The sequence below is a fragment of the Novosphingobium sp. YAF33 genome (assembly GCF_052113265.1).
In the GTDB taxonomy this organism is placed as follows: Bacteria; Pseudomonadota; Alphaproteobacteria; order Sphingomonadales; family Sphingomonadaceae; genus Novosphingobium.
On the sequence record NZ_JBFRCW010000002.1, the window covers coordinates 610076 to 634043 of the forward strand.

The 23968-nt window shown below is 68.6% G+C and carries 18 protein-coding genes; 13 read left to right on the forward strand and 5 right to left on the reverse strand.

Annotated features, from left to right (window positions below; all coding sequences use genetic code 11):
* The first annotated feature begins 21 nt into the window (after positions 1-21).
* The 8 genes from AB4Z00_RS06800 (at position 22) to AB4Z00_RS06835 (ending at position 12013) form a co-directional block, all read left to right on the forward strand.
* The gene (locus AB4Z00_RS06800; protein WP_134093328.1) at positions 22-1413 is read left to right on the forward strand and encodes an MFS transporter; all 1392 of its coding nucleotides are present in this window, start codon (positions 22-24) and stop codon (positions 1411-1413) included.
* Positions 1414-1475: 62 nt separating this feature from the next.
* Entirely contained in the window at positions 1476-2429 is a 954-nt protein-coding gene (locus AB4Z00_RS06805; protein ID WP_132267732.1) for a TauD/TfdA dioxygenase family protein, read from the forward strand.
* 81 nt (positions 2430-2510) lie between these two features.
* On the forward strand, positions 2511-4208 hold the full coding sequence (locus tag AB4Z00_RS06810; RefSeq protein WP_442045416.1) for an arylsulfatase: 1698 nt from the start codon (positions 2511-2513) through the stop codon (positions 4206-4208).
* A 294-nt stretch (positions 4209-4502) separates the two neighbouring features.
* Complete coding sequence (locus AB4Z00_RS06815; RefSeq protein ID WP_442045417.1) at positions 4503-5690, forward strand: glycosyltransferase; 1188 nt, start codon at positions 4503-4505, stop codon at positions 5688-5690.
* On the forward strand, positions 5687-6895 hold the full coding sequence (locus AB4Z00_RS06820; RefSeq protein WP_442045418.1) for a glycosyltransferase family 4 protein: 1209 nt from the start codon (positions 5687-5689) through the stop codon (positions 6893-6895). The genes AB4Z00_RS06815 and AB4Z00_RS06820 overlap by 4 nt, the downstream gene beginning before the upstream one ends.
* Positions 6896-6967: 72 nt before the next feature.
* Positions 6968-8311, forward strand: coding sequence for an O-antigen ligase family protein (locus AB4Z00_RS06825; RefSeq protein WP_132267738.1), 1344 nt, complete (start codon positions 6968-6970; stop codon positions 8309-8311).
* Between the two features lie 141 nt (positions 8312-8452).
* Positions 8453-9487 (forward strand): hypothetical protein, encoded by a 1035-nt coding sequence (locus AB4Z00_RS06830; RefSeq protein ID WP_132267739.1) that lies wholly within the window; start codon positions 8453-8455, stop codon positions 9485-9487.
* Between the two features lie 342 nt (positions 9488-9829).
* Positions 9830-12013 carry a GumC family protein gene (locus AB4Z00_RS06835; protein ID WP_132267741.1) on the forward strand — a complete coding sequence of 728 codons (2184 nt, stop codon included), beginning with the start codon at positions 9830-9832 and terminating at the stop codon, positions 12011-12013.
* A 106-nt stretch (positions 12014-12119) separates the two neighbouring features.
* Here AB4Z00_RS06835 and AB4Z00_RS06840 read toward each other — a convergent pair whose 3' ends face one another.
* The 5 genes from AB4Z00_RS06840 to AB4Z00_RS06860 form a co-directional block, all read right to left on the reverse strand.
* Positions 12120-12923 (reverse strand): hypothetical protein, encoded by an 804-nt coding sequence (locus AB4Z00_RS06840; protein WP_442045419.1) that lies wholly within the window; start codon positions 12921-12923, stop codon positions 12120-12122.
* 127 nt (positions 12924-13050) lie between these two features.
* A complete protein-coding gene (locus tag AB4Z00_RS06845) occupies positions 13051-13506 on the reverse strand; it encodes a hypothetical protein (protein WP_442045420.1) in 456 nt (151 codons plus the stop codon).
* Positions 13507-13651: 145 nt separating this feature from the next.
* A complete protein-coding gene (locus AB4Z00_RS06850; RefSeq protein ID WP_442045421.1) occupies positions 13652-16213 on the reverse strand; it encodes a hypothetical protein in 2562 nt (853 codons plus the stop codon).
* A gap of 185 nt (positions 16214-16398) precedes the next feature.
* Positions 16399-17172, reverse strand: a complete 774-nt coding sequence (locus tag AB4Z00_RS06855) for a TSUP family transporter (RefSeq protein WP_132267748.1) — start codon at positions 17170-17172, stop codon at positions 16399-16401.
* A gap of 120 nt (positions 17173-17292) precedes the next feature.
* Complete coding sequence (locus AB4Z00_RS06860) at positions 17293-17628, reverse strand: hypothetical protein (protein ID WP_132267749.1); 336 nt, start codon at positions 17626-17628, stop codon at positions 17293-17295.
* Positions 17629-17725: 97 nt separating this feature from the next.
* Here AB4Z00_RS06860 and AB4Z00_RS06865 point away from each other — a divergent pair, with 97 nt between their 5' ends.
* The 5 genes from AB4Z00_RS06865 to egtD all read left to right on the forward strand — a co-directional run bounded on the left by AB4Z00_RS06865 (position 17726) and on the right by egtD (position 23906).
* Positions 17726-17998 carry a hypothetical protein gene (locus AB4Z00_RS06865; protein ID WP_431567921.1) on the forward strand — a complete coding sequence of 91 codons (273 nt, stop codon included), beginning with the start codon at positions 17726-17728 and terminating at the stop codon, positions 17996-17998.
* Positions 17999-18194: 196 nt separating this feature from the next.
* The gene (locus AB4Z00_RS06870) at positions 18195-20495 is read left to right on the forward strand and encodes a DPP IV N-terminal domain-containing protein (protein WP_442045422.1); all 2301 of its coding nucleotides are present in this window, start codon (positions 18195-18197) and stop codon (positions 20493-20495) included.
* Positions 20496-20703: 208 nt separating this feature from the next.
* Positions 20704-21414 carry a YoaK family protein gene (locus tag AB4Z00_RS06875; protein ID WP_134093318.1) on the forward strand — a complete coding sequence of 237 codons (711 nt, stop codon included), beginning with the start codon at positions 20704-20706 and terminating at the stop codon, positions 21412-21414.
* A 163-nt stretch (positions 21415-21577) separates the two neighbouring features.
* Positions 21578-22894 carry an ergothioneine biosynthesis protein EgtB gene (gene egtB, locus AB4Z00_RS06880; RefSeq protein ID WP_442045423.1) on the forward strand — a complete coding sequence of 439 codons (1317 nt, stop codon included), beginning with the start codon at positions 21578-21580 and terminating at the stop codon, positions 22892-22894.
* Position 22895: 1 nt separating this feature from the next.
* Positions 22896-23906, forward strand: a complete 1011-nt coding sequence (gene egtD, locus AB4Z00_RS06885; RefSeq protein ID WP_431567917.1) for an L-histidine N(alpha)-methyltransferase — start codon at positions 22896-22898, stop codon at positions 23904-23906.
* The last annotated feature ends 62 nt before the right edge of the window (positions 23907-23968 follow it).

Sequence of the window (23968 nt, forward strand, 5' to 3'; positions counted from 1 at the left end):
CCCAACCAGGAGGCGCCAGCCATGATCCACGAGAGATTTCCTTCATCGCCGCCACGACAGGAACGACTTGATGGCTGGCGCCTCCTGCGCTTCACCGCCATGTCCGTGCCGATCTACGCCGCCGCGCAGCCGGTCATGGCCTTCGTGCCGGCCATCCTCTCGCGCCACTATGCCATTCCGCTGGCGGGGCTGGGGCTGGTCTACCTGATCGGCCAGGTGGTGAACTCGCTGCTGGACCCGGTGATCGGCGCGCTGAGCGACCGTACCGTCAGCCGTTTCGGGCGCAGGCGGCCGTGGATCGCGGCCGGCGGGCTGCTGTTCATCGTGGGCAGCACCATGCTGTTCTTCCCGCCCGAGGGCGCCAGCCTCACCTGGGTGGGGATCGGCGTGCTCTGCTATTACACCGGGGCCTCCGCCACCCAGACCACCTTGCTGGCCTGGTCCGGCGAGATCAGCGGCGACTACGACCAGCGCACACGGATCGCCTCGCAGTTCACGCTGCTGTCCTCCGCGGCGCTGGTGCTGACCCTGCTGCTGCCCGCCCTGGCCGACCAGTTCCGGCCGGACGACGGCCCGCTGCGCCTGACCCTGTTCGGCACCCTGGTGCTGGTCACCGCCGTGCCCGGCCTGCTGCTCACGCTGACCGCCGTGCCCGACCACAGCGCGCCTTCCGGCGCGGAACCATTCGTGCTGCGCAAGACGCTGAAGGCGGTCTTCGGCAATCCCCTGCTGCTGCGCGTCCTGGCCGCGGACGCCGCGGTCACGGCCGGACAAGGCGTGCGTACCGCGCTGCTGCTGTTCATCGTCACCATCTATTTCCAGCGCCCGGAATGGGCCGCCGGGTTCTTCCTGCTCCAGTACTCCTTCGGCGTGCTGGCCGGGCCGATCTGGCGCCGCATCGGCCTGCGCCTCGGCAAGAGCCGCGCCGCCGTGCTGGCGGAGCTGACCCAGGCGGCCATCAACTTCGGCCTCGTCTTCCTCACGCCCGACCGTTTCGGCCTGATGATGGCGCTCGCCGTGGCGCAGGGCCTCTCGCAAGGCTCGGGCAACCTCATGCTGCGCTCGATGGTGGCAGACGTGGCCGACCTCCACCGCGCCGAGACCGGCGAGGACCGCGTGGGGCTCTACTATTCGGTATTCAGCGTCTCGATGAAGCTGGGCGGCGCCTTGGCTTTCGGGATCGCCCTGCCGCTGGTCACGGCCTTCGGCTTCGACCCCAAGGCCGCCACCAACACGCCCCAGGCGCTCGATGCCCTGCTGCTGGTCTTCGCGCTCGGCCCGGCGCTGGCCCACACCCTGGCCGCCGCGCTGGTGGCGGGCTTCCCGCTCGACGCCGGCCGCCACGCCGAAATCCGCCGCCAGATCCAGGCGCGCGAGGACGTCTACGCCGCCGCCGCCGTCCCTGCCGAATGACGTTCCCGACCCCTGTTTTCACGAAGCCCGTTCCCCGTTTTCACGAAGAAGGAGTAACTGCCATGACTTCGATTGCCACTTACGCCAATGCCAAGGATCCCGCCTCCCCGCTCGACGTCGCGCCGATCACCGGCACCATCGGCGCCGAGATCCGGGGCGTGACGCTCTCCGGCGATCTCGACGGCCCGACCGTGCAGGCCATCAAGGACGCGCTCGTCCGCCACAAGGTGATCTTCTTCCGCGGCCAGCACGAACTGGACGACCAGCGCCACGAGGCTTTCGCCTCGCTGTTCGGCGAGCCGGTCGCTCACCCGACCGTGCCGGTGGCCGAAGGATCGCGCTACCTGCTCGAACTCGACAGCAAGGAAGGCTACGCCGCCTCCAGCTGGCATACCGACGTGACCTTCACCGATGCCTATCCGGCCGGCTCCATCCTGCGCGCGATCACCATTCCCGAAGCGGGCGGGGACACCGTCTGGGCCAATACCGAGACTGCCTACGAAGGCCTGCCGGAAAGCCTGCGCCAGCTGGTGAACACGCTCTGGGCGGTCCACTCGAACGATTACGACTATGCCGCCGTGCTGGGCAATGCGCCGAAGGATGACGAGGCCGCCCAGAACCGCACGCAGTTCCAGAAGAACATCTTCGCCTCGACCGTCTACGAGACCGAGCATCCGCTGGTTCGCGTCCATCCGGTCTCGGGCCAGCGCAGCCTGCTGCTCGGCCATTTCGTGAAGCGCATTGCCGGGCTGAACCAGGCGGATTCGGCGCGGATCTTCTCGATCCTTCAGGAACACATCACCCGTCCCGAGAACGTCGTGCGCTGGCGCTGGCAGCCGGGCGACGTGGCCTTCTGGGACAACCAGGCGACCCAGCACCGCGCCGTGGCCGACTTCGGCCTCCAGCGCCGCACCCTGCGCCGCGCGACGATCGCCGGCACGGTGCCGGTCGCCATCGACGGACGCCAGAGCCGCACGACCCGGAAGGAAAAGGCCACCACTTACGAACCGGCCTGATCCCTCACACCCTGTACGGGCCGTTGACTGCCCGCGCCGCGCGCTTCCGCCGCGGCGCGGGATTTTTCCAAGGACATATCGATGAAATCCAAGCGTTTCGCCCTCGCCGCCGCTTTCGGCGCAGCCCTGCTCGCCACCACCGTAACCCCGGCGATGGCGCAAACCGCTCCGGCGCCGGCCGGTCCTGCGAGCCAGGTTCCCGCGCAAGCCCGCCCGAATTTCCTGGTCATCATCGCCGATGACCTCGGCTTTTCCGATGTCGGCGCGTTCGGCAGCGAGATCGCCACCCCCAACCTCGACCGGCTGGCGCTGGACGGGCTGCGGCTGACGGGCTTCCACACCGCGCCCACGTGCTCGCCCACGCGCTCGATGCTGCTGTCCGGCACGGACAACCACCGCGCCGGGCTGGGCAGCATGGCGGAACTCACCGCCCCCAACCAGAAGGGCAAGCCCGGCTATGAAGGCTATCTCAGCCGCGATGTCGCCAGCCTGGCCGAGCGCCTGTCCGCGGGCGGCTATCGCACGCTGCTTTCGGGCAAGTGGCACCTGGGCCTGACCCCGGACCTCGATCCCCATGCGCGCGGCTTCCAGCACAGCTTCGCGCTGCTGCAGGGCGGCGCCAACCACTATGGCCGCGACCAGTCCGCCGAACCCGGCAAGGGCGCGACCTATACCCGCGACGGCAAGGTCCTGGCCTCGCTCGACAAGGATTTCTACTCGTCGGATGCCTATGCCACGAACCTCATCGCGGAATTGCAGCAGAGCCGCCGCGAGAGCCCCGACAAGCCGTTCTTCGCCTATCTCGCCTTCACCGCGCCGCACTGGCCGCTCCAGGCGCCCGCCGAAGACGTCGCGCGCCAGAGCGGCAAGTACGACCTGGGCTTCGACGAGATCCGCAGCCGCCGCCTCGCCCGGCAGGAGCAACTCGGGATCCTGGCCAAGGGTACGGCCGCGCACAGCGTGCGCGCCCCGCGCGGCGGCTGGGATTCGCTGTCGGCGGCCGACAAGCGCGAAGCCGCACGCGACATGGAGATCTATGCCGCCATGGTCGAGCGCATGGACCGCAATGTCGGCCGCGTGATCGAGGAACTGCGCGCCAGCGGCGAACTCGACAATACCGTGATCGTGTTCCTGGCCGACAACGGCGCAGAAGGCCTCGATTATCGCACGACCGGCGCCAGGATGCTCGGCAGCCGGGTTGCCGAGGCGGACAACAGCTTCGCCAATCGCGGCAAGGCGAACTCCTACATCACGTACGGCCCGGAATGGGCGCAGGCCGGCACCGCGCCCTCGTGGCTGACCAAGGCCTATGCCTCGGAAGGCGGCACCCGCACCGTGGCCTTCGTCCATGCCAGGGGGCTGGCCCACGCGCGGGGCGTAGGCAGTGCCTATGTCAGCGTGGCCGACATCGCGCCGACCCTGCTCGACTATGCGGGCGTGCCCGCCGCCGGCACCACGTTCCAGGGCCGCACCGTCCTGCCGATCACCGGCAAGAGCGCGCGTCCCTGGCTGGAGGGCAAGGCCGCCGCGGTCCACGCCGCCGACGAGCCGCTGGGCACCGAACTGTTCGGCAGCCGCGCCTTGCGCAAGGGCGACTGGAAAGTGACCGACATCGGCGACGGCCAGTGGCGGCTCTTCGACATCGCCCGCGACCCCGGCGAAACCCGCGACCTCTCCGCCGCGAACCCGGACAAACTGCGCGAACTGACGGCCGCCTGGGACGATTATGCTAAGGCCAATGGCGTGATCCTGCCCACCGAGGCGCTCTACCGCCCCTGAGCCGCCCCGCGCAGGAGGGGGCGGGACGGATCGCCGCCCCCTCCTGCGCTCTCCCTCTCCTGCCCTCCCCCCTCACCGTGACGCGCGCGGCGAAGCGATCCCCGCCGCGGGGCGGGAGAGACTTGCCCCGGCTCCTGGCGGCAAACGAGAAAGATCAGGCTTTTCAACAGGCCGCGCCCGGCAATATGGGTGCCGCGCCATACCCCCGATGGGCCACGCGCTGGCCCTTTTGTTGAATCGCTCCCGCGCCATGCGCTGGCTACGCTGCACCTGCTCAAAGCCACGAGAGGTCGCATGCGTTCTGAATCGCCGCTTCGCGCGCTCTTCGTCATCAATTCGCTCGCCGGCGGCGGGGCAGAGCGCGTGTTCACCACCCTGGTGGACCAGCTCAGCCGCCGCCCGGACGAAATCGCCATCACCGTCGCCCTGCTCGATAACGAGGCGGAAGAGGCTTACCGCCTGCCCGCCGGCGTCGCGGTGGAGCGCCTAGACGCGCGCGGCGGGCTGCTGCGCAGCATCACCCAGACCCGCAAGCTGGTGCGGCGGCTGCGGCCGGACGTGACGCTCTCGTTCCTCTCACGCGCCAATGTCGCCGCGATCGTCGCCATGCGCCGCACCGGCGGCGCGGCGATCATCAGCGAGCGGGTGAACACCACCGCCCACCTCCGGAGCGGCCGTCTCGCCTTCCTCAGCCGCCTCCTGATCCGCAATACCTACCCCACCGCCCGGCGCATCATCGCCGTCTCCGAAGGCGTCGCCCGCACGCTGGAGAGCGACTTCGACGTGGAGCCGCAGCGCATCTCGGTGATCTACAACCCGGTGGACACCGCGCATATCCACGCGCTGGCCGCGCAGGAACCGGCCATCCCGGTGACCGCGCGGGACTTCGTGACGATGGGCCGGCTGGTGGACAACAAGAACACCGCCATGGCCATCCGCGCGTTGGCGGAAATGGGGGCAGAGACGGGGGCGGGGGCGGGATCCGGCAACCTGATCGTGCTGGGCGAAGGTCCCTTGCGGGAAGACCTGATCCGGCTGGCGGCTGGGCTGGGCCTGGCCGATCGCGTGCATTTCCCAGGCTTCCTCGCCAATCCCTACGCGGTGTTGGCGCGGGCGGGATGCTACCTGCTCACGTCCTATGCCGAAGGTTTTCCCAATGCCATGATGGAGGCGATGGCGGTCGGCCTGCCGGTCGTCGCCACCGACTGCCCTTCGGGACCGGCGGAAATCCTGGAGGTCGAGCTGGACGGCGCGCGTTCGGTCATGGGCCATGGCGGCGCTCTCGTGGCGCCCGACGATCATGCCGCCATGGCGCGCTGCATGGCCGAGATGATGGGGCCGCGCCATGCGGAACTGTCCGCCGCGGCCGCCCGCCGCGCCGCCGCCTTCTCGGTGGAAAGCGCGGTCGAGCGGTTCCGGACGGCGCTGATGGAGGCCGCCCCGGCGCCTGCCGCAAGGCAGGCACAGGCGGTGCGGCCATGAAAGTCTGCGTTACCGGCCTGCGCGGCATCCCCGGCGTCATGGGCGGGGTGGAAACCCACTGCGAGGAACTCCTGCCCCGCATCGCCGCCATGGAGCCCGAGATCGAGATCGAGGTCTGCTGCCGCGCGCCCTACGTCGATCCGGCGATCACCAGTTTCCGCCACGTCGCGCTGAAGCCGCTCTATTCCCCCACCGGCCGCATCAGCGAGGCGCTTGTCTCGACGTTCGTGGGCATCGTCCACGCGCGCCTTCACGGCGCCGACGCCGTGCATATCCACGCGGTCGGCCCCGCGCTGCTGGCCCCTTTCGCCCGCCTGCTCGGCCTGCGCGTGCTGCTGACTCACCACGGCGCCGACTACGACCGCGAGAAATGGGGCCGCGGCGCCAAGCTCATGCTCAAGCTGGGCGAGTGGCTGGGCGTGCAGTCGGCCGACCGCGTGGTCTGCGTCTCGCCCTCGCTCGCGGCCCGCATGCGCGAGCGCTACCCGGCGCGGGCCGAGCGCGTGGAGTTCATTCCCAACGGCGTCAGCACGATGCCCCCCTCTCCCCAGAGCGACGAGGACGTGCTGGCCGAACTGGACCTGCGCGCGCAGGACTATGTCCTCTGCGTGGCGCGGCTGGTGCCGGAAAAGGGCATCCACTACCTGGTGGAGGCCTTCCGCCGCAGCGGAGACGGTCTCGGCAGGGACGGTTCTGGCAGGGATGGGCGCATCCTGGTGATCGCCGGGGCGGGCCGCAAGGACGATCGCTATGCGCAGGACCTGCTCGCCATGGCGGAGCCGCGCATCCGCTTCCTGGGCATGGTGCCGCGCCCCCGGCTGGGCGTGCTGCTGCGCAATACCGCGCTTTTCGTGCTGCCCTCCTTCCATGAAGGCCTGCCCATCGCCGCGCTGGAGGCGCTGGCCTGCGGCTGCCCGGTCCTGCTCAGCGACATCCAGCCCAACCTCGACCTCGGCTTGCCCGCCGACCGCTACTTCCCGGTCGGGGATGTCAACGCCCTCGCCGCGCGTCTCGGCGCGGAAGACCGGCCGCAAACCGGCCCGCAGGACGGGGAAAGCACGGGCGATCCCCCGCCCGAGACATTGCCCGAGACATTGCCCGAAACATTGCTCGACTGGGACGAAGTAGCCCGGCGCACGGCCGCCGCCTACCGCAAGCTCAAGACCCGCAAGTGGCTCAGCCATGCCCTTACCCCTGCAAGCTGAGGCTCTCCCGCCGATCCCGGCCCGGACCGGCGCCACGGCCGAAGCGCCCCTAGACCGCGACCGGAGCACGCCATGCTGGCACTGACATCGGGCAGCCCGCCCATCCCGATCTTCCTGCTCCTGCCCACGATGATGCTCTACTGCGTGCTCGTGGTGGTGCTCTGCCTGCAGGTGCGCGCTTCGGCGCGGTTCCTGATCGTGGCTTTCGCGATGCGCCTGGCGATGTCCGCGATGCCGCGCTTCGCCTTTTCCTCCAGCCCGGCGGGACTGAGCTGGAACGCGCTGGCGTCGGTGGTGCTGGTGGGCGTGGGCGCGCTGCTGCTCCTGCGCAGCCGCGCCGTGCCGCTGATCCTGGCGCCGATCGCGCCGCTGCTCATGGTCATCGCCATGAGCGCCGTGCTTAACGGCGAGATCTCCGGCTCGGTCGAGAGCCTGGTGAAATACGCCTATCTCGCGATCATCGCCCTCACCGCCTACGACGCCTTCGTGATCGACGGCGCCGGCAAAGTGCTGCTGCGGCTGCTGTTCACGTTCCTGCTTCCCCTGATGCTCCAGGGCTTCAGCATCGTGCTGGGCATCGCCAAGGCCACCGAAAGCGACGGCTCCACGTCCTACATCGGCGGCTACAACCACGAGGCCAGCTTCTCGATCATCCTCCTGACGGGGCTGCTCACCGCGATCCTCAACCCGCGGCTGCGCGCGCTCTACAAGCTGGGGATCGCCGTCGTCTGCCTGGGCGGGATCCTGGCCGCCAACTACCGCACCGCCATCATCACCGCCGGGCCGCTGATGCTGGGCCTGTTCATCGCCGCGATCGTGGGCGGGGTCCGCCCCAGCCAGAGGCCGATCGCCGGCATCCTGGGCTGGCTGCTGGTGCTCTCGGCCGTGCCGATCGTGCCGATCGTCGCCGGGGACCGCTTCGATGCGGTCAAGACCGTGTGGGACAACCCGGCCATCATCATGAAGGCCCCGGCCGACTTCAGCCGCGCCGATACGCAGGTCCTCTCGGGCCGCCTGCTGCTCTGGAGCCAGTACATCACCGCCTGGGATGCCGGCACGCCGCGCCAGCACATGCTGGGCTTCGGCGCCAATGCCTGGGAAGGCCGCTATCGCTATTATGCCCACAACACCCTGGTCTCCACGCTTTACGAGCTGGGCGTCCTGGGGGTGGCGGCCATGCTGCTGCTCTGGAGCTGGATGGTGTTCCTGGCCGCCACGGCCCGCACACCCGCGCGGTTCACGCTGGTGATGGCGCATCTCGGGTTCTTCCTGCTCAACATGGCGACGATGCCGTTCTGGATGATCGAGGGCCTGCTGTTCTACGGCCTGCTCTGCGGTTTCACGGTTCACGCCAACCTTCAGGGCCGCGCTGCGAAACGGTCCGTCGCAAATCCCGCAGCGCTCCGCCCCGTTTGAGGACATTTCGCCCGCCCCGCCAGTTGTGCTTCAAGTTCGCCTGGGCAAGTAGCCCAAAAGAACTAAGCCATACGGATGAGACTATTCGTCATGGTCCTGTCAATAAAACGCGATCAAGCGCCTAAGTCCTTGGGGAAGCACATGTTTCGAACACTTGGCCTCGTCCTGCCGATGCTGGCGATGGGCCCATCCAACGGGGGTGCGCCCGCCGCGCTCAGCAGCCTGACCGCCTCGCCGCTGGCCATGGCCCAGGCAACCGCCACTACCGCCGCCACCACTTTCACCATGCCGTCCATCGCCGCCCCGCAAGTCAGCAGCGCCGCCTGCAAGGCCGCCTCGACCTTGCGCATGACCGCCACCACGCCCGGAATCTCGAAGCTCTGCGTCGTGGACGGCAACATCCTGGTCAACGGCAAGGACGCCAGCGGCTTCGTGATGCGGGACATCAAGTCCCAACGCTACGGCCCGCTCATGCGCGGCAGCAATGTGCAGGACCTGCAGGTCCAGCGCGTTTCCGACACCGAGGCACGCGCCGACGCCACCCTTGGCCTCGGCCTTGTCAACGTCAGCAACGGTATCGGCAAGGCAAGCTTCCACGACCTCGTCTGGATCGGCGACAAGGCCCATCCGGCCATCAACAGCGACGACGCCTGGGCCGCCATCGCCCTCAAGGGCAAGGACGCGGACGACGTCGGAACCTTTGAAATCAACAACTTCGACTTCCAGAATCTATTCATGAATTCAGGAAGCTATTACCAGAACGTGGACGGCATCTCGACCGAGGGCGGCTATTCCGGCACGATCACCAATGGCCGCGTTATCAACGCCAGCGATGCCTGCCTGGACATCAAGGGCAATGTGCGGGCGGACAACGTCTACCTCTCCGGCTGCCGCCAGGGCATCAAGGCCTGGACCAACCAGAGCCACGGCCTGATCGAACTGGGCACCAACCGCTTCGTCGGTATCATCGGCAAGGGCAGCAAGGGCGTGACCCGCACGATCACCATCGACGTGCTGATCGCCTCGGGAGACCCCAACGTGCCCCTGTTCCGCGCCGAGGACGGCGTGGTCAACCTGCATATCCGCCGCCTGATCGCCAAGCCGGGCCAGGTTCTGAGCGCATCCGGCAGCTTTTCCGGCTCCAAGGTGACGATCGACCAGCGGATGGCGATCTGACCGATCGAACAGGCCCGTCGAACCGGCTGGAGCGCCGGTCGGCGGGCTGTTTTCGAAGGCTGGCGGCCCAAGGTCCGCTGGCGCTCCTTGCGCGCATATCCGCCCCAGCGCCCCAGGCCGGGCGGTTCGGCGCGGCGCCGCGCATCCATGCAGGCAGCCCCCCCAGCCACTTGCACAAGCGCGAAAGGCCCGGAGCCCGGCCCGGGCGCCGGCTCCACTCGCACGAGGTAGTGGTGCCTGAGATTTCGAATTACTACCTGTTTCTGATGGATTTCCAATGGCAAAGGCTCGCAGAATAAGTCCGCGAATTTCCTCGATTCTCGAGAGGTAGGCGACTTGCACGTGGCTCCCAACAAGCTGGATCCCTCCGTAGCGCGCAGGGTGGGGTTGACCGACCCCGCCCCAGGCAGCGCTGCTTCCGCCTCCGGGTCTGGCCCCGACGGGGGCAAGCTCATCGACCTGTCCTGGCTGGCGACGCTGGCCTGGCGGCACAAGTGGGCCATGCTCATCGCCATTCTCGCGGTGCTGGCGGCCACGGCCACGGCCTATCTCTTCGCGGTCAAGAAATACGACGCCAGCGTCGTGCTGGCGCTGGACCGGGGCGACCAGCAACTGGTCCGCACGGCGCAGACCAACAAGGATACCATCGTCGATTCCCCGGCGGTGGACACCGAAGTGCAGGTTCTGCTCTCGCCCGAAGTGGCGGCGGCCGCCGTGCACAACGCGCGGCTCAACACCAATCCCGCGTTCCTGGCCGCCTCGGCGCCGAACGCCCCCGGCCCCCTGACCGAGGCCGCCGCCGCCAATATCCTGCGCTCCAACCTCACGGTCGGCCGCCAGGGGCTGTCCTACGCGATCAACCTCGGCTACCGCTCGCGCGATCCCAAGGTCTCCGCGATGGTCGCCAACACCGTGGCCGACGCTTACGTCAGCGGCCAGGTGCAAGGCGAGCAGAGCGCGCGCAGCCAGGACATCAACATGCTGCGCAGCCGGCTCGACCAGCTGCGCGGAGACGTGATCAAGGCCGAGGCCGCCGTCGCCTCCTACCGCGCCAGCGCCGATCTCGTGGCCGTCAGCAACGACAGCACGATCGCGCAGCAGGAGCTTTCCACGCTCAACACCGAACTGGCCTCGGCCAAGGCCGAACTCGCCGCTTCCCAGGGCCGCGCCAGGGCCAATGCGGGCGAGAACGGCACCGCCGTCAACAACAGCCCGGTGATCCGCGACTTGCGCACCGAAGTCTCGACGCTGGAGGTCAAGCTGGCCGAGCAGTCCTCCACGCTCGGGCCGAACCACCCCGATCGCGTCAGGACCGAAGCCCAGCTCGCCACTGCCCGCCAGGCGCTGCGCCGCGAAGTGGCCCGCGCCGCCTCGGGCGTCAGCTCCGACGTGGGCGTGGACAGCCAGCGCGTGGGCGCCCTGCAATCCGCCATCGGCGGCGCCAAGGGCCGCCTGCTCGCGGGCAACAACGCCTCCGTACGCCTCAACGAACTGGAGCGCGTGGCCGAAAGTTCGCGCCAGCTCTACCAGACCTTCCTTGACCGCTACCGCGTGGAACTGGCCACGCGCGGCACCGAAAAGAGCAAGGCGCAAGTCATCGCCCGCGCCCAGGTGCCCACCAAGCCCTCCTCGCCCGACCTGCTGGTCTACATGCTGGGCGGCGGCATTGCCGGCGTGATCGCCGCGGTCCTGCTGGCGCTGGCCCTGGAATGGCGCGAACGCGGCATCCGCACCCGCGCCGAAGCCGAAGAGCTGACCGGCTACGAAGTGGTCAGCAGCCTGCCCGACATCGCCACCATGGACGAACCCGACTTCCGCAAGGACGACGCCCTGGGCGTGCCGGACTTCCTGGTGAGCCACCGGGATTCGCCCTTCGCGGAATCGGTGCGCGCGATCTGGACGGCACTGAAGATCGGGCACAAGGGGCAGGTCGCCCGCTCGGTGGGGGTCACCTCGTCGATCCCCGGAGAGGGCAAGACCAGCACCGCCATCGCCCTGGCCCGCTCCGCCGCCATGGCCGGTCGCCGCACCCTGCTGATCGACTGCGACGTGCGGCGCATGGGCACCACCATCGCGCTGGGCCTGCGCGGCCGCCCCGGCCTGGCCGAAGTGCTGACCGGCGAGGCGCGGGTGGAAGACGTGCTGGTGCTGGACGAACCCTCGGGCGCGCATGTCCTCCCGCTGAATTCCACGGCCGAAACGCCGCTGGACATCATCCACTCGGACGCCACCGCCACCCTGTTCGACCGGTTCCGCCAGGAATACGACCTTGTCGTGCTGGACATCGCGCCGGTCATCCCGGTGGCCGAGGCCCGCGCGCTGGCGGCCATGGCGGACGTCACCCTGATGATCCTGCGCTGGCGCTCCACCCAGCGCAACGTGCTGAAAACCGCCCTGCGCGAACTCGACCGCGCCGGCGCCAATATCTACGGCCTGCTGCTCACCCAGGTGGACACGCGCTCCTCGGCCGTGCTGGGCGAGGAAATGGCCTATTATCAATACTATTACGCGCGCGGCACCAGCTGAGCAGGCCCGGAATGCCCGTCGTCCCTGCCGGATCAGGCCGACCGGATCGGGGGCGACGGGGCCGCATTGACCCTTTGGTCAGCGGCCCGTCTAATCGGCGGCCCTTTCAATCAGCTGGGCATTCGGCCTCGTAGCCGAAGAATGCCAGCAGGTCCGGCGCTTCGGCCACCGTTTCGGCCACGATCCGCCGCTCCCCGGTCGACAGCATGAGGACCTGCGACGAAGCGCTGCGATGCTCTTCGGCCGCCGCTGATGCGGGCGGGCCGACTTCCAGCCCGAAAGCCGACAGGATCGCATCGGGATCGCGGCGGAAGCGTTCATAAGTGACAAGCGGATAGCCGTGCCGCTCGATCGCGGTGCGCAGCAGGCCGCTTCTCCAGATCCACGTCCGTGCCAGGTCGCGCACCACGCGGTCGCGCGGGACGCCGCGATAGGCGGGCAGGGCATAGCGCTTGAGCTGGGCATCTATATTGGTCAGCGGCGCGCGGTTGCACACGGCGACGCGGTAGTCGCTGAAATGACCGAACAGCGTTTCGTAGCGGACGAGGTTGGGCGGGCTCTTCTCCAGGAAGAACGCCCGGCCGCGGCTCCGCTCGGCTTCGGCGATGCGTGCGTTCCAGGCCCCGAGCACCGCTTCGTAGTCCACGAACTTGCGGTCGAGCCACTGGTCCGCGTCCATCAGCCCGCGCACCAGGCGCTGCCCTTCGAAGCTGGAGTGAAGCCCGCCGACATCGGCACGATCGGCCACATGGCGCGCGATCGCGGTCGTGCCCGCGCCCGGCGGCGTCAGCAGGAACAGGAAGGGGTGGTGGATCCGGTCGGTGCGGCGCCGGGGCCAATAGGGTCCGGGATCGTCCGGCCGCGCCTGCAGGCCCAGGGGTTTCAGCAGGCGGTCGACCGCCGTCTTCACAGAGTCGTCCCGCCCATGCCCCGGTTCCTCGCCTGTCCGCACCGGGATCAGGATAGCCGCTCGGCCTGGCCGGGGCGCGGCTATTGCGAGTGGCTTGCTACCTCTTTTGCGCCCGAAGCGTGCGGAATCAGCAGATCTCGAAGCCGGTGATGCGCAGCAGGGTCTCGGTGATCGGCTGCGCGGTCAGGCGCAGGCGGTGGCGGGATGGGCGGTCGTGGGATGGGCGGGCGCGGGATGGGCGGGCGTGGGATGGGGCGGGCTGGGCGAGCCGGGACGCCAGCGCTTCCGCCTCGCCGGCCGGCAGCACGATGTCCACTTCGATACGGTCCGCATAGACGCGGCCCTGTCCCAGCACGCCTTCCAGAAAGGCCGTGCCTGCGGGATTCACGCAAAGCGCGACTTCGGCGCCCTCGTGGCCCCAGGTGGGCAGGACATCGTCTTCCTCCACCGTTCCGGCCAGATCGAGACCCAGCAGACCGGCGGGGCCCGCGGCGCGCACCGAGAGGCTGCCGACGGCCACCGTCAGCGCCGGAACGGCCGGCTTGCCGCCGGCCCATGCTTTCGCGCCGCCGCGTTCGATCATCCGGCCAGGTCCATGTCGCTGCTTCGCTGCCCCATTCGCGCGTCCGGGCATCGCGCACCCGGACAGCGGCAGCCTACATAGCAATGCCTAACGAATTGAGAAGCCAAGGATCGAAAAGTCCGAAAGCGCCGTCTGGGGCGAAAGCTCAGGATTGCGGCAGGGCCACCGCGGTATCGGGCGCATCGCGCAGCCGCAGGTAGAGCTTTCCGGCCACGGGACGCGGCACGGGCAGGCTGGAGCCGGTGAAGCCGGTGGGCACTGCCGCGGGCTGGGCGAAAGTGGGCTCCGCCGAGACGGAGCCGATCAGGAACAGGTCCCGCCCGGTGAGGGTACAGGGCGTTCCCGCCGCTGCTCCGGTCCCTGCCCCGGTCCCTGCCCCGCCCTCCTGTTTCGCGCCGTCCTTGTCGCAGGCGAGGTTCTCGATCCGGGGCAGCCGGGCCAGCGTGGTCAGCGGCGTCCAGTCCCCCGTGGTCTCACCCCCGGCCAGACGGAAGCGCAGCGGGCCGAAGGCGCCGGCAGGCAGGTCGGCGGCCTTGAGCCGGGCGACGAGCACCTGGCGGCTCTCCAGCGTCAGCCCCTTGCCGGCCGAAAGACGAGCGACCGCGGGCCCGTCCGCCGTGGCGATCTCGATCGTGTCGCGCGTGCCGAAACCGGCGCCCGGCGCGGCCTTTACCGAGAAGACCAGTTCGCCGTTGTCGGGCAGAAGTTCGCCCGCGCCCAGTTCCAGCGCCCTGGCGCCCGGCGCGACCGGGCCGGGATAGATCGTGCGGCCCAGCAGCTCCACTTGCGGGCGGGGGGCACTCACGCGCACGGGCAGGGTCAGGCTGCGCCCGTCCGCCAGGCGCACCACGGCCTTTGCCGAAGCGCCTTGCTCAAGCGCGGGGGTGGTCTTCGCCGCACCGTTCTGGCCCGGCGTGTTCTGGCCCGGAGTGCCGGGCGCCGAATTGACTTGGGCCGAATTGACCTGGGCCGGATCGGCTTTCACCGAGAGTCGCAGGCGATCGACCGCATCCTCGCGGGTAAGGCCGTCCGGGCGGTATTCGACATCATTCAGCGTCAGCGACTGGACCTGGTCCAGCCGCTGGCCGGTGAGCACGCCCTGCCGGTCTCCGGCGTGAAACTCGAACCCGTCGACCCGGCTCGCTTCGGCGCGGGCGCGCAACGTGACGGTTTCCGGGCCCTTCGCGCCCTGATAGCGCACTTCCACGCGCATCTCGCCGGGGTTGACTGCGGCCAGCGGCACGGTGAACGTCAGCCGCTGGCCGTCCTGCACTTTCCATTCCAGCGACCGGGGGGCGCCGCTGCCCTGCCTCAGCAGCACTTCCTCCACGCAGGAGGGCGCCGCGCCTTCCAGCGTGACGGCATTGTCGCGGCCGACCACCAGTCCGTCAGCGTCGCCCACCACTTTCCAGGCGGCGCCGTCGGGCCGCTGCAGCAGGAAGTCCGGCCCGCCGAACGGCGCGAAGCCCCACATGCCGTGAAGCTGGGCGCGCAGCGAGCCGGTGAAGGCGCTGGGCAGTTCGTCCGGCCCGATCATGTAGCCGCCCCGGTCCGCGCGCGGCACCACCGCCACGTCCATCGTCTGGCCGGAACCGTTAGTGAGCTTGACCTTCATGTCGTGCGCGAAGGCCGTGGAATAGACCAGGGGCGCGCCCTCCACTGGCAGCACGGCGCCGGGCCGGGCGATGCAGACCGGCCCCTTGGCGATGCTGCGCAGCTGCGGGGGAATGTCCGCCTCCACCGCGGGCAGCGCCGTGACCATGACCGACTTCGGCTTCTGGAAAGAGGGCGCCGCATTGAGCAGCAGCGACATCGTGGCGTCCTTGCGCAGCGAAAGCGTGGGCAAGTAGTTGAACTGGGGGTTGTTGAAGGCGCCGAAGATGCGCGCGATGTCCCGCGCCACACCGATATAGGCGCTGTAATAGCCGCCGCCCGCCTCGGGCGTGGCGCTGAGCTGCAGGGCCAGATCGGTGGGGGTGCCCGTCAGCGTATCGGCCAGCGAACTGGAGTGCACGTCGTTCAGCACCAGCGCCTCGCGGTTCTCCAGCAGGCAGGAAGCCTGCATCTCCACGACTTTGGACAGGCACTCGTCATTGAGCTTGATGGACAGGCTGCGCGCCAGCACGGGGGCCACGGTGCGCAAGTATTCCGGCCCAGTATTGTCCTGCGCCTGGATGGCGGCCATGAAGGTGGCCAGGCGCGAATGGTCGAGCGAGGCCTGGTTCAGATCCTGGCTGGCGCGCACGAATTCGCCCGGCTTGCCGCGTACTGCGTCCAGCAGCACGCCTTCCGCCCCGCCGGTATCCGCCACCATCAGCAGCACCGCCTGCCGCGCGCCCTTGGGCACGGTGAGCGAGAGCGCCTTGTCCTTGTCCTTGGACTTCCAGGTGCTGGCGGTGGTGACCCAGTCCTTCGGCGGGGGATTGGTGGACCCGCGCAGGAAGGCGGACGTCAGCAGGAACTTCTGGCCCTGGTCGCCCGGCAGGTCGGCGCGGATCGAAAGCTTGTCCCCCTCGGCCAGGCTGGGCACTTGCGCGATCGGCAGGGTCTGCTGGCCGCGCGTCACCTCGATCCGCAAGTCCGGGCCGCTCAGCTCGAAGGGAGCGGGATCGGCCAGGGCCGGCGCCGCCGCCACGGCAGCAAGCGCCGAGGCGGCGAGGAACAGGGGCGCTCCGGCGCGCGGGAACCGCGAATCATCGTCCTTCATGCTGATCGGCAAAGCGCGTCCATCCTGTCGGTTGCCTGACTATCGGTCCCGAGGCGCAAATTTATTCACCTCGCCCCTATTCACATCGCTGGACGCCTTGCCAAGAGCACGGCGCCGGTTTGCCGGACGGATCGACCCTGCCGTGCGGTTCGCGGCGGGGGGCGGGGCGGTATGCTGCGCCTTCCCTAGAACAGCGTCCACAAGGGATTGGCCGGGTCGGCCAGCAGCTTGACGGTCAGCGCGAAGGACATGACCACCAGCAACGGCCGCACCCCGCGCCCGCCGAAGCGGATCGCCAGCCAGGCGCCGGTCTGGTTGCCGGCAATGTTGGCCGCCGCCATGGAGAGGCCCAGAACCCACAGCACTTTGCCACCGGCCACCATCGCCAGCAGCGCGGCCACATTGGTCGCCAGATTGATGAACTTGGTATTGGCAATGGCCCGCACCAGGCCCAGCCCGCCCAGCGCCACCAGCGCCGTGGTCAGGAAGGAGCCGGTGCCCGGACCGAAGAAACCGTCGTAGAAACCGATGCCGGTGCAGACGGCGGTCAGCCCCGCGCCGCCGAGGCGGGCATGGCGGTCCACTTCGCTCATCGGCGGTGCGAGCAGGAAATAGAGACCCATCGCGATCAGCAGCAGCGGCACGAAAGCGGTGAGGAAGCCGGGATCTACATGCTGGACGGCCGTGGCGCCCAGCACCGATCCGGCGAAGGCCCCGGCCGCCGGCACGGCGAAAGCGCGCAGATCCACTCGGCCTGCGCGCAGGAAGGCGACCACGGCAGAGGCCGTGCCGATCGTGCTCTGCAGCTTGTTGGTGGCCAGCGCGGCGATCGGCGGCACGCCCGCCATCAGCAGCGCCGGGATCGTCAGCAGTCCCCCGCCCCCGGCCAGGGCATCGACCGTGCCCGCCACGAACGCGATGGCGACCAGGAACGAGATGGCTTCGAGGGTCAGATGCATGGAGGGGTCCTGAAAGTACGGTCACGGCCGCTGCTCTTCCGCCCTCCCTGCCCGCGGGGCAGCGCCGCGGGGCGGGGGAAGCGGGAAGGATCGGCGCAGGGCTTTCGAGGGCGCGGGCCGTCAGCGCTGCTTTTTGGTGATGGCGGCGGTAAAGTCCGGGTCCTTCTTCGCCACCCAGTCCACGAACTTGCGCACGTTGGGATTGAGCAGCAGGCCCTCCACATCCATGCCGTGGCGCTGGAGTTCGGAATTGCTGAAATTGGCGATCAGCGTCTGCTGGCAGATCGGGTGCATCGGCACGACATCGCGCCCGCCCCTGCTCTTGGGAACGGGGTGATGCCAGACGATGGTCTTGCCCGTCGGCCGCCCGCAGAGCCAGCACGGCACCGGCGGAGGGGCCTCTTCCTCTTCGGTGGGATCTTCCCAGGGGCCGTGTTTGGGATGCTTGCGGGCCATGTCTCTGCCTGATCTGCCTGAAAGGAATTGCCTGAAATCGGCCTGCCCCTACCGCGCCCCGGCTGACATTGCCACTGCGACGTCCTATCGCCGGCCCATGGGCAGGAAAAAGCGATACCTCACCGCGCGGATGCCGGACGGCTACGTGAAGACGATCGGGCCGACCGCCGACCCCTTCACGCATTACTGGCGCATTGTCGCCACGCTGGAAAACGGCAAGACCGAGGTGTTCTGGGGGCATACCCGCTCGCTGGCGGAAGCGAAGAAAAGGCGCGCCGCCACGCAGGACGCGGTGCGGATGCGGGGCTGGAAGGGCTTCGTCTTCGAGATCGCCGAACTGGAGGAAAGCGCCGAGCCGCCTGGCGCCTGAGCGCCTCTTCGCCGGCCACACCGCCATGTTTCCCGAGGGAAACGGCTGAAACCCGCGGGGAACGCGGCTTTTTCCGCGCCGATTCTGCGAAACGCGCCTTGACGCCGCAAGCGATTCCAAGCGCGCGGGAGAGGTCGCATTTTCCGAGCCATCAGGTGATTCCACCCGACTGGAAAATGCTCTAGGCATGGGTCCGATGTCCAGAATCTCCCTGCTGCTTGCCGCCCTGTGCGCCACAGTTCCCGCCAGCTTCATCTCCGCAGAGGCCGCCCCCGTGACCGAGAAGACCGCCCCCCGGGCCGCCGACACCCCTGCCAGTCCGGCCCCTCGTCCGAACATCGCTGCAGGCGCGCTCGATTTCCAGCGCGTCTTCGCCAGCCCCTCGCTCGATGGGCCGCAGCCGCGCGAAGTGAAGATCTCGCCGGACGGGCGCTATCTGACGCTGCTGCGCAATCGCACCGAGGACCGTCAGCGCTACGACCTCTGGGGCTACGAGCGCGAGAGCGGCGAATGGCGCATGCTGGTGGATTCGCTCAAGCTCGGCTCCAGCCGCCCGCTGTCCGAAGCCGAAAAGATGCAGCGCGAACGCAAGCGCGTGGGCGATCTCAAGGGCATCGTCGCTTACGACTGGAGCGACGACGGCCGCTCGATCATCGTCCCGCTGGACGGCGATCTCTATCTGGCCGGGCTGGACGGCTCGGTGCGCCGCCTGACCGATTCGCCGGAGGACGAGCTGAATTCGGCGCTCAGCCCCGGCGGCAAGTATCTGTCCTTCGTGCGCGAACAGCGGCTCTGGGTGGGCTCGCTCGAACAGGGCGCGCAGAAGCCGATCACCCCCGAAGAAAGCGCCAAGACCGTGCACTGGGGCGAGGCGGAGTTCGTGGCACAGGAAGAGATGGACCGCATGGCGGGCTATTGGTGGTCGCCCGACGAAAGCCGCATCGCCGTGGAGCGCTATGACGAGGCCCCGGTCAAGGTCGTCACCCGCGCCGCGATCGGCGCGGAGGGCACGCGCACTTACGAGCAGCGCTATCCGGCCGCGGGCACGCCGAACGTGCTGGTCTCCCTCTTCGTGATGAAGCCCGACGGCAGCGGCAAGGTCCAGGTCGACCTCGGCGCCGATAGCGACATCTACGTGGCGCGGGTGAACTGGGCGCGCGATGGCAAGACGCTCTACGTCCAGCGGCAGGACCGTGCGCAGACGAAGATCGACATGCTGGCGGTCGATCCGGCCACCGGCAGGAGCAGCGTGCTCTTCACCGAAAAGGCCTCTCCGGAGGCCTGGATCAACTTGTCCGGCAACTACCGCTTCCTCAAGGACGGCAGCCTGATCTGGTGGTCCGAACGCGACGGTTTCGGCCATCTCTACCACTTCGCGAACGGCAAGTGGCAGCAGCTGACCTCGGGCCGGTGGACGGTGACCAAGCTCGTCTCGGTGGACGAGGCGCGCGGGCGCGTGCTGTTCACCGGCACGAAGGACGATGTGCTGTCCCCGCAGCTTTACGCCATCGACCTGACCAGGCCCGGCACGCCCCAGCGCCTGACCGAGGAAGGCTGGTTCAATGCCGCCGTGGCGAACAAGGACGGCCGCACGCTGGTCGTCACCCGCTCCTCGCCCACGCAGCCCTCGCAAAGCTATGTCGCCGATGCCGAGGGCAAGCGCCTCGCCTGGGTGGAAGAGAACCGCCTCGACGGCGCGCATCCTTATGCGCCCTATCTGGCCGGCCACCGCACGCCCACCTTCGGCACGATCAAGGCCGAGGATGGCAGCGACCTGCACTGGCTGATGATCACGCCCAAGATGGAGCCCGGCAAGCGCTACCCGGTGTTCTTCGAACACTACGGCGGCCCGCATAGCCAGCAAGTGGCGCGCCAGTGGCTGGGCGCCCTGCCGCAGGCCATCGTCGACAAGGGCTATATCTACTTCCGCCTCGACAACCGCGGCAGCCCGAACCGCGGCGTGAAGTTCGAAAGCCAGATCCGCCACAAGCTGGGCACCGTCGAAGTGGCGGACCAGCGCGCCGGGGCCGAGTACCTCAAGACGCTGGACTTCGTCGATCCGAAGAAGATCGCGACTTATGGCTGGTCCTATGGCGGCTACATGACGCTGAAGATGCTCCAGGCCGATCACGGCCTTTATGCGGCAGGCATCTCGGGCGCGCCGGTGACCAAGTGGGAGCTTTACGACACCCATTACACCGAACGCTACATGGGCGACCCGCGCAAGCAGCCGGAAGCCTATACCGCCTCCGACGCCATCGAGAACGCCGCGAAGATCAGCGATCCTCTGCTGCTGATCCACGGCATGTCGGACGACAACGTGGTGTTCGAGAACAGCACCGTGCTGATCTCGAAGCTCCAGGCCCAGGCCGTTCCGTTCGAGATGATGCTCTATCCCGGCTATACCCACGCAGTGAAGGGGCCGATGATCAGCAAGCACGTCTGGGAGACGATCTTCGCCTTCCTCACCCGCCACGGCGTCACCCCGCCGGAGTGACCGCCACGAGAGCGAGCAGGCAATTTTCGAAGCGCCGGGCCGAAAGGTCCGGCGCTTTTCAGTTTCATCGAACGATTGGCGGGGTTTTATCCAGCTTCACCGAAAGGGCGATTCTGGCGACAAAGGCTCCACCAACGCTTTCCCGTCCGCCCCGATCGCATCCGGGGCGGCGCATTCGATAACACCTGTCCCGATGGAGCCCCCTGCCATGACTTCGCCCACAACCGGCCCGACCATCACCGCCAAGACGTCCCTCCCGCGCCTGCTGCTGCTGCTGTCCGCAACGACCGGCCTTGTCGATGCCGCTTCGGTGCTCGGGCTTGGCAAAGTGTTCACTGCCAACATGACCGGCAACGTGGTGTTCCTGGGCTTTGCGGCCGCGGGTACGCCGGGCTTCAAGGTCGTGCCGGCGGTGCTGGCGCTGCTGGCCTTCATGGTCGGCGCCTGGGGAGCGGGACGCCTGGCGCGGGCCCATACCGACCTGCCGCTGCGCCGCTGGCTGATCCGCGCGGCCGTGGTGGAAGCCGGCTTGCTGTGGGTCGCCGCGGCGATTTCCACCCGGATCGACGTAGCCGCACAGGCACCGGAGATCGCCGTGCTTTCGGTCATCGCCCTCACCGGTTTCGCGATGGGGCTGCGCAATGCCACGGTGCGCGCACTGAAAGTGCCGGACCTGACGACCACCGTGCTCACCCTGACGATCACCGGCATCGCCGCCGACATGGCAGGGCGCGTCTCCCCCAACTTCGCGCGCCGCCTTGCCGCCGTGCTCTCGATCTTCCTCGGCGCGGCCCTGGGTGCGGCCCTGCTGCTCCGCGTCGGCCTGGCCGTGCCGCTGGCACTCGCCGGAGCGGTGGTGCTGGGCGCCACCCTGCTTTTCGCCCGCGACCCCGGCTCCGCCCAACCGCACCGGCCGTAACGGGGCACCGCCGGTAGCATCGCATGGGGATTTTTCCGGTGCTCGGAACCTCGCGGCCTCCCGAGCACTACCTACGACATACCTTCGTTTCGTGAGCGCTGGACTTCTTTTCCGGCGCTGGCGAACATGAGGCGTGCCCACGCGGGTAGCGGAAGGAGAGACGATGAAGGAACAGTCGAGCCGTGCGGACGTGCGCCCCGCCCTCTCTCCCGGGGATATGGCCGACAGATTCCAGCGAACCCGCCATCTCAGCCGCGATCTGTTGCAGGGGCTGAACGAGGCCGACGCTGCCGTCCAGTCCATGCCCGACGCCTCGCCCGCCAAGTGGCATCTCGCGCATACGACCTGGTTCTTCGAGACTTTCCTCCTGCGCGACCATGTGCCCGGCTATCGCCTTCACGATCCGCGCTGGCCCTTCCTGTTCAACAGCTATTACGAAGCCGAAGGCGCCCGTCTTGCCCGGCCCGAGCGCGGCCTGCTGACGCGGCCCACGCTGGCCGACGTGCTGGACTATCGCGCCCATGTGGAAGCCGCCATGCTGGAGGCCATGCCCCTCCTGCTGGAACGCCACGGCGAGTTGGTGGAACTGGGCATCCAGCACGAGCAGCAACACCAGGAACTGCTGCTAACCGACATCAAGCACCTGTTTTCGCGCAATCCGCTCGGACCCGCTTATGCGGCTCCCTCCACGCCGGCCTCCACGCCGCCCGCCACGCCGGCCCGCAGCGCCCCACTGCGCTGGATCGAAGGGCCGGAGGGGCTGGCGGAGATCGGGGCCGGCCCGGACGAGCGCTTCGCGTTCGACAACGAACTGCCCCGCCACCCCGCCTGGCTCGCCCCCCATGCCCTGGCCAACCGCCCGGTGACCAATGGCGAGTGGATCGAGTTCATCGCCGACCAGGGCTACGGCACGGCCGCGCTCTGGCTGTCGGATGGCTGGGACTGGGTGCGCGGCGCCGCAGGGGGCCTCGAAACCGTCTCAGCGCCGCTCTACTGGCGCGGCGGCGGACGGCAGTGGGAACAGTTCACGCTGGCGGGCTGGCAGGACGTCGATCCCGAAGCCCCGGTGACGCATATCTCCTTCTACGAAGCCGATGCTTTCGCGACATGGGCCGGCGCCCGCCTGCCCACCGAGCACGAATGGGAAGCCGCCGCGCGTGGGCGCGATCCTCTTGGCGGCCTGCAACTGGACCGGGCGGGGCCTGCAGCGCCCCGTGCGGAAGAGGAAGTGGACGGTTTCGCCTCGCTCTACGGCAATGTCTGGGAATGGACCGGTTCGGCCTATCGCCCCTGGCCCGGCTATCGTCCGGCGGCGGGCGCCGTGGGCGAATACAACGGCAAGTTCATGTCCAGCCAGTTCGTGCTGCGCGGCGGCAGCTGCGCCACCCCGCGCGGCCATGTCCGTCCTTCCTACCGCAACTTCTTCCACCCCCACCAGCGCTGGCAGTTCACCGGACTTCGCCTCGCAAGGAGCCTCTGACATGTATTTCACGGCCCCCAGGAACGACGAGAATCCGACTGTCCGTCCCCTTGCCAGAGCGCCCGAGGCAGACCCCGCCTTCCGCGCCGACGTGCTGCGCGGTCTTGCGCAAACGCAAAAAGCGGTGCCCGCGCGCTGGTTCTACGACATGCGCGGATCGCAACTGTTCGAAGCGATCACCCAGGTCCCCGAATACTACCCCACCCGCACCGAAACCGCGCTGCTCCAGGCCCATTGCCCCGCCGTGTCGGAGCGCATCGGCAGCGATGCCACGGTGGTGGAATTCGGATCGGGCAGCTCGATCAAGACGCGCATCCTGCTGAAATCCATGCCGCGTGCGACATATGTGCCGATCGACATCTGCGGCGAATTCCTGGACGAGGCCTGCGCCGCGCTCCAGGGCCTGTTCCCCGCCCTGCGCATCGTGCCGGTGGAAGCGAACTTCATGAACCCCGTCCACCTGCCGCTGCGGCAGGATGGCGAGGCGCGCAGCATGCTGGGCTTCTTCCCCGGATCGACCATCGGCAATCTCACCCCGGAAGCCGCCGTGGACCTGCTGCGCTCCATGCGCGAGACGCTGGGCACGAATGCCCACCTGCTGATCGGAATCGACCGGGTGAAGGACCCGCAGCGGCTCACCGCCGCCTATGACGATGCGCAGGGGGTGACGGCCCTGTTCAACCTCAACTTGCTCCAGCGCATCAACCGCGAGCTGGGCGGCTCGATCCCGGTCGGGGAATTCCGCCATGTCTCGCGCTGGAATCCGCTGGCCAGCCGTGTCGAGATGCATCTGGAAGCCCGCCGCGCGATCCGCTTCGAGGTGGACGGCCAGCCCTTCCGCATGGAAGGCGGCGAAACCATCCACACCGAGAATTGCCACAAGTACCGCCCCGGGGAAATGCGCGTACTGCTGGCCGCCAGCGGTTGGCGCGAACTGGAGCACTGGACCGACCCGCAAGGCGATTTCTCGCTGATCCTGGCCAAGGCCGACGGAGCCCGTCAGGAACCCTGACGGCCATCATGCAGGACGGCGTGCGCGGTGGTTCCGCGCACGTCCGTCGCTCCTGCGACCCC

Excerpts from the sequence above, each read along its gene's own strand:
- AB4Z00_RS06800 (WP_134093328.1), top strand. The coding sequence starts at position 22 with ATGATCCACGAGAGATTTCCTTCATCGCCGCCACGACAGGAACGACTT.
- AB4Z00_RS06805 (WP_132267732.1), top strand. The coding sequence starts at position 1,476 with ATGACTTCGATTGCCACTTACGCCAATGCCAAGGATCCCGCCTCCCCG.
- AB4Z00_RS06810 (WP_442045416.1), top strand. The coding sequence starts at position 2,511 with ATGAAATCCAAGCGTTTCGCCCTCGCCGCCGCTTTCGGCGCAGCCCTG.
- AB4Z00_RS06815 (WP_442045417.1), top strand. The coding sequence starts at position 4,503 with ATGCGTTCTGAATCGCCGCTTCGCGCGCTCTTCGTCATCAATTCGCTC.
- AB4Z00_RS06820 (WP_442045418.1), top strand. The coding sequence starts at position 5,687 with ATGAAAGTCTGCGTTACCGGCCTGCGCGGCATCCCCGGCGTCATGGGC.
- AB4Z00_RS06825 (WP_132267738.1), top strand. The coding sequence starts at position 6,968 with ATGCTGGCACTGACATCGGGCAGCCCGCCCATCCCGATCTTCCTGCTC.
- AB4Z00_RS06830 (WP_132267739.1), top strand. The coding sequence starts at position 8,453 with ATGTTTCGAACACTTGGCCTCGTCCTGCCGATGCTGGCGATGGGCCCA.
- AB4Z00_RS06845 (WP_442045420.1), bottom strand. The coding sequence starts at position 13,506 with ATGATCGAACGCGGCGGCGCGAAAGCATGGGCCGGCGGCAAGCCGGCC.
- AB4Z00_RS06850 (WP_442045421.1), bottom strand. The coding sequence starts at position 16,213 with ATGAAGGACGATGATTCGCGGTTCCCGCGCGCCGGAGCGCCCCTGTTC.
- AB4Z00_RS06855 (WP_132267748.1), bottom strand. The coding sequence starts at position 17,172 with ATGCATCTGACCCTCGAAGCCATCTCGTTCCTGGTCGCCATCGCGTTC.
- AB4Z00_RS06860 (WP_132267749.1), bottom strand. The coding sequence starts at position 17,628 with ATGGCCCGCAAGCATCCCAAACACGGCCCCTGGGAAGATCCCACCGAA.
- AB4Z00_RS06865 (WP_431567921.1), top strand. The coding sequence starts at position 17,726 with ATGGGCAGGAAAAAGCGATACCTCACCGCGCGGATGCCGGACGGCTAC.
- AB4Z00_RS06870 (WP_442045422.1), top strand. The coding sequence starts at position 18,195 with ATGTCCAGAATCTCCCTGCTGCTTGCCGCCCTGTGCGCCACAGTTCCC.
- AB4Z00_RS06875 (WP_134093318.1), top strand. The coding sequence starts at position 20,704 with ATGACTTCGCCCACAACCGGCCCGACCATCACCGCCAAGACGTCCCTC.
- egtB (WP_442045423.1), top strand. The coding sequence starts at position 21,578 with ATGAAGGAACAGTCGAGCCGTGCGGACGTGCGCCCCGCCCTCTCTCCC.
- egtD (WP_431567917.1), top strand. The coding sequence starts at position 22,896 with ATGTATTTCACGGCCCCCAGGAACGACGAGAATCCGACTGTCCGTCCC.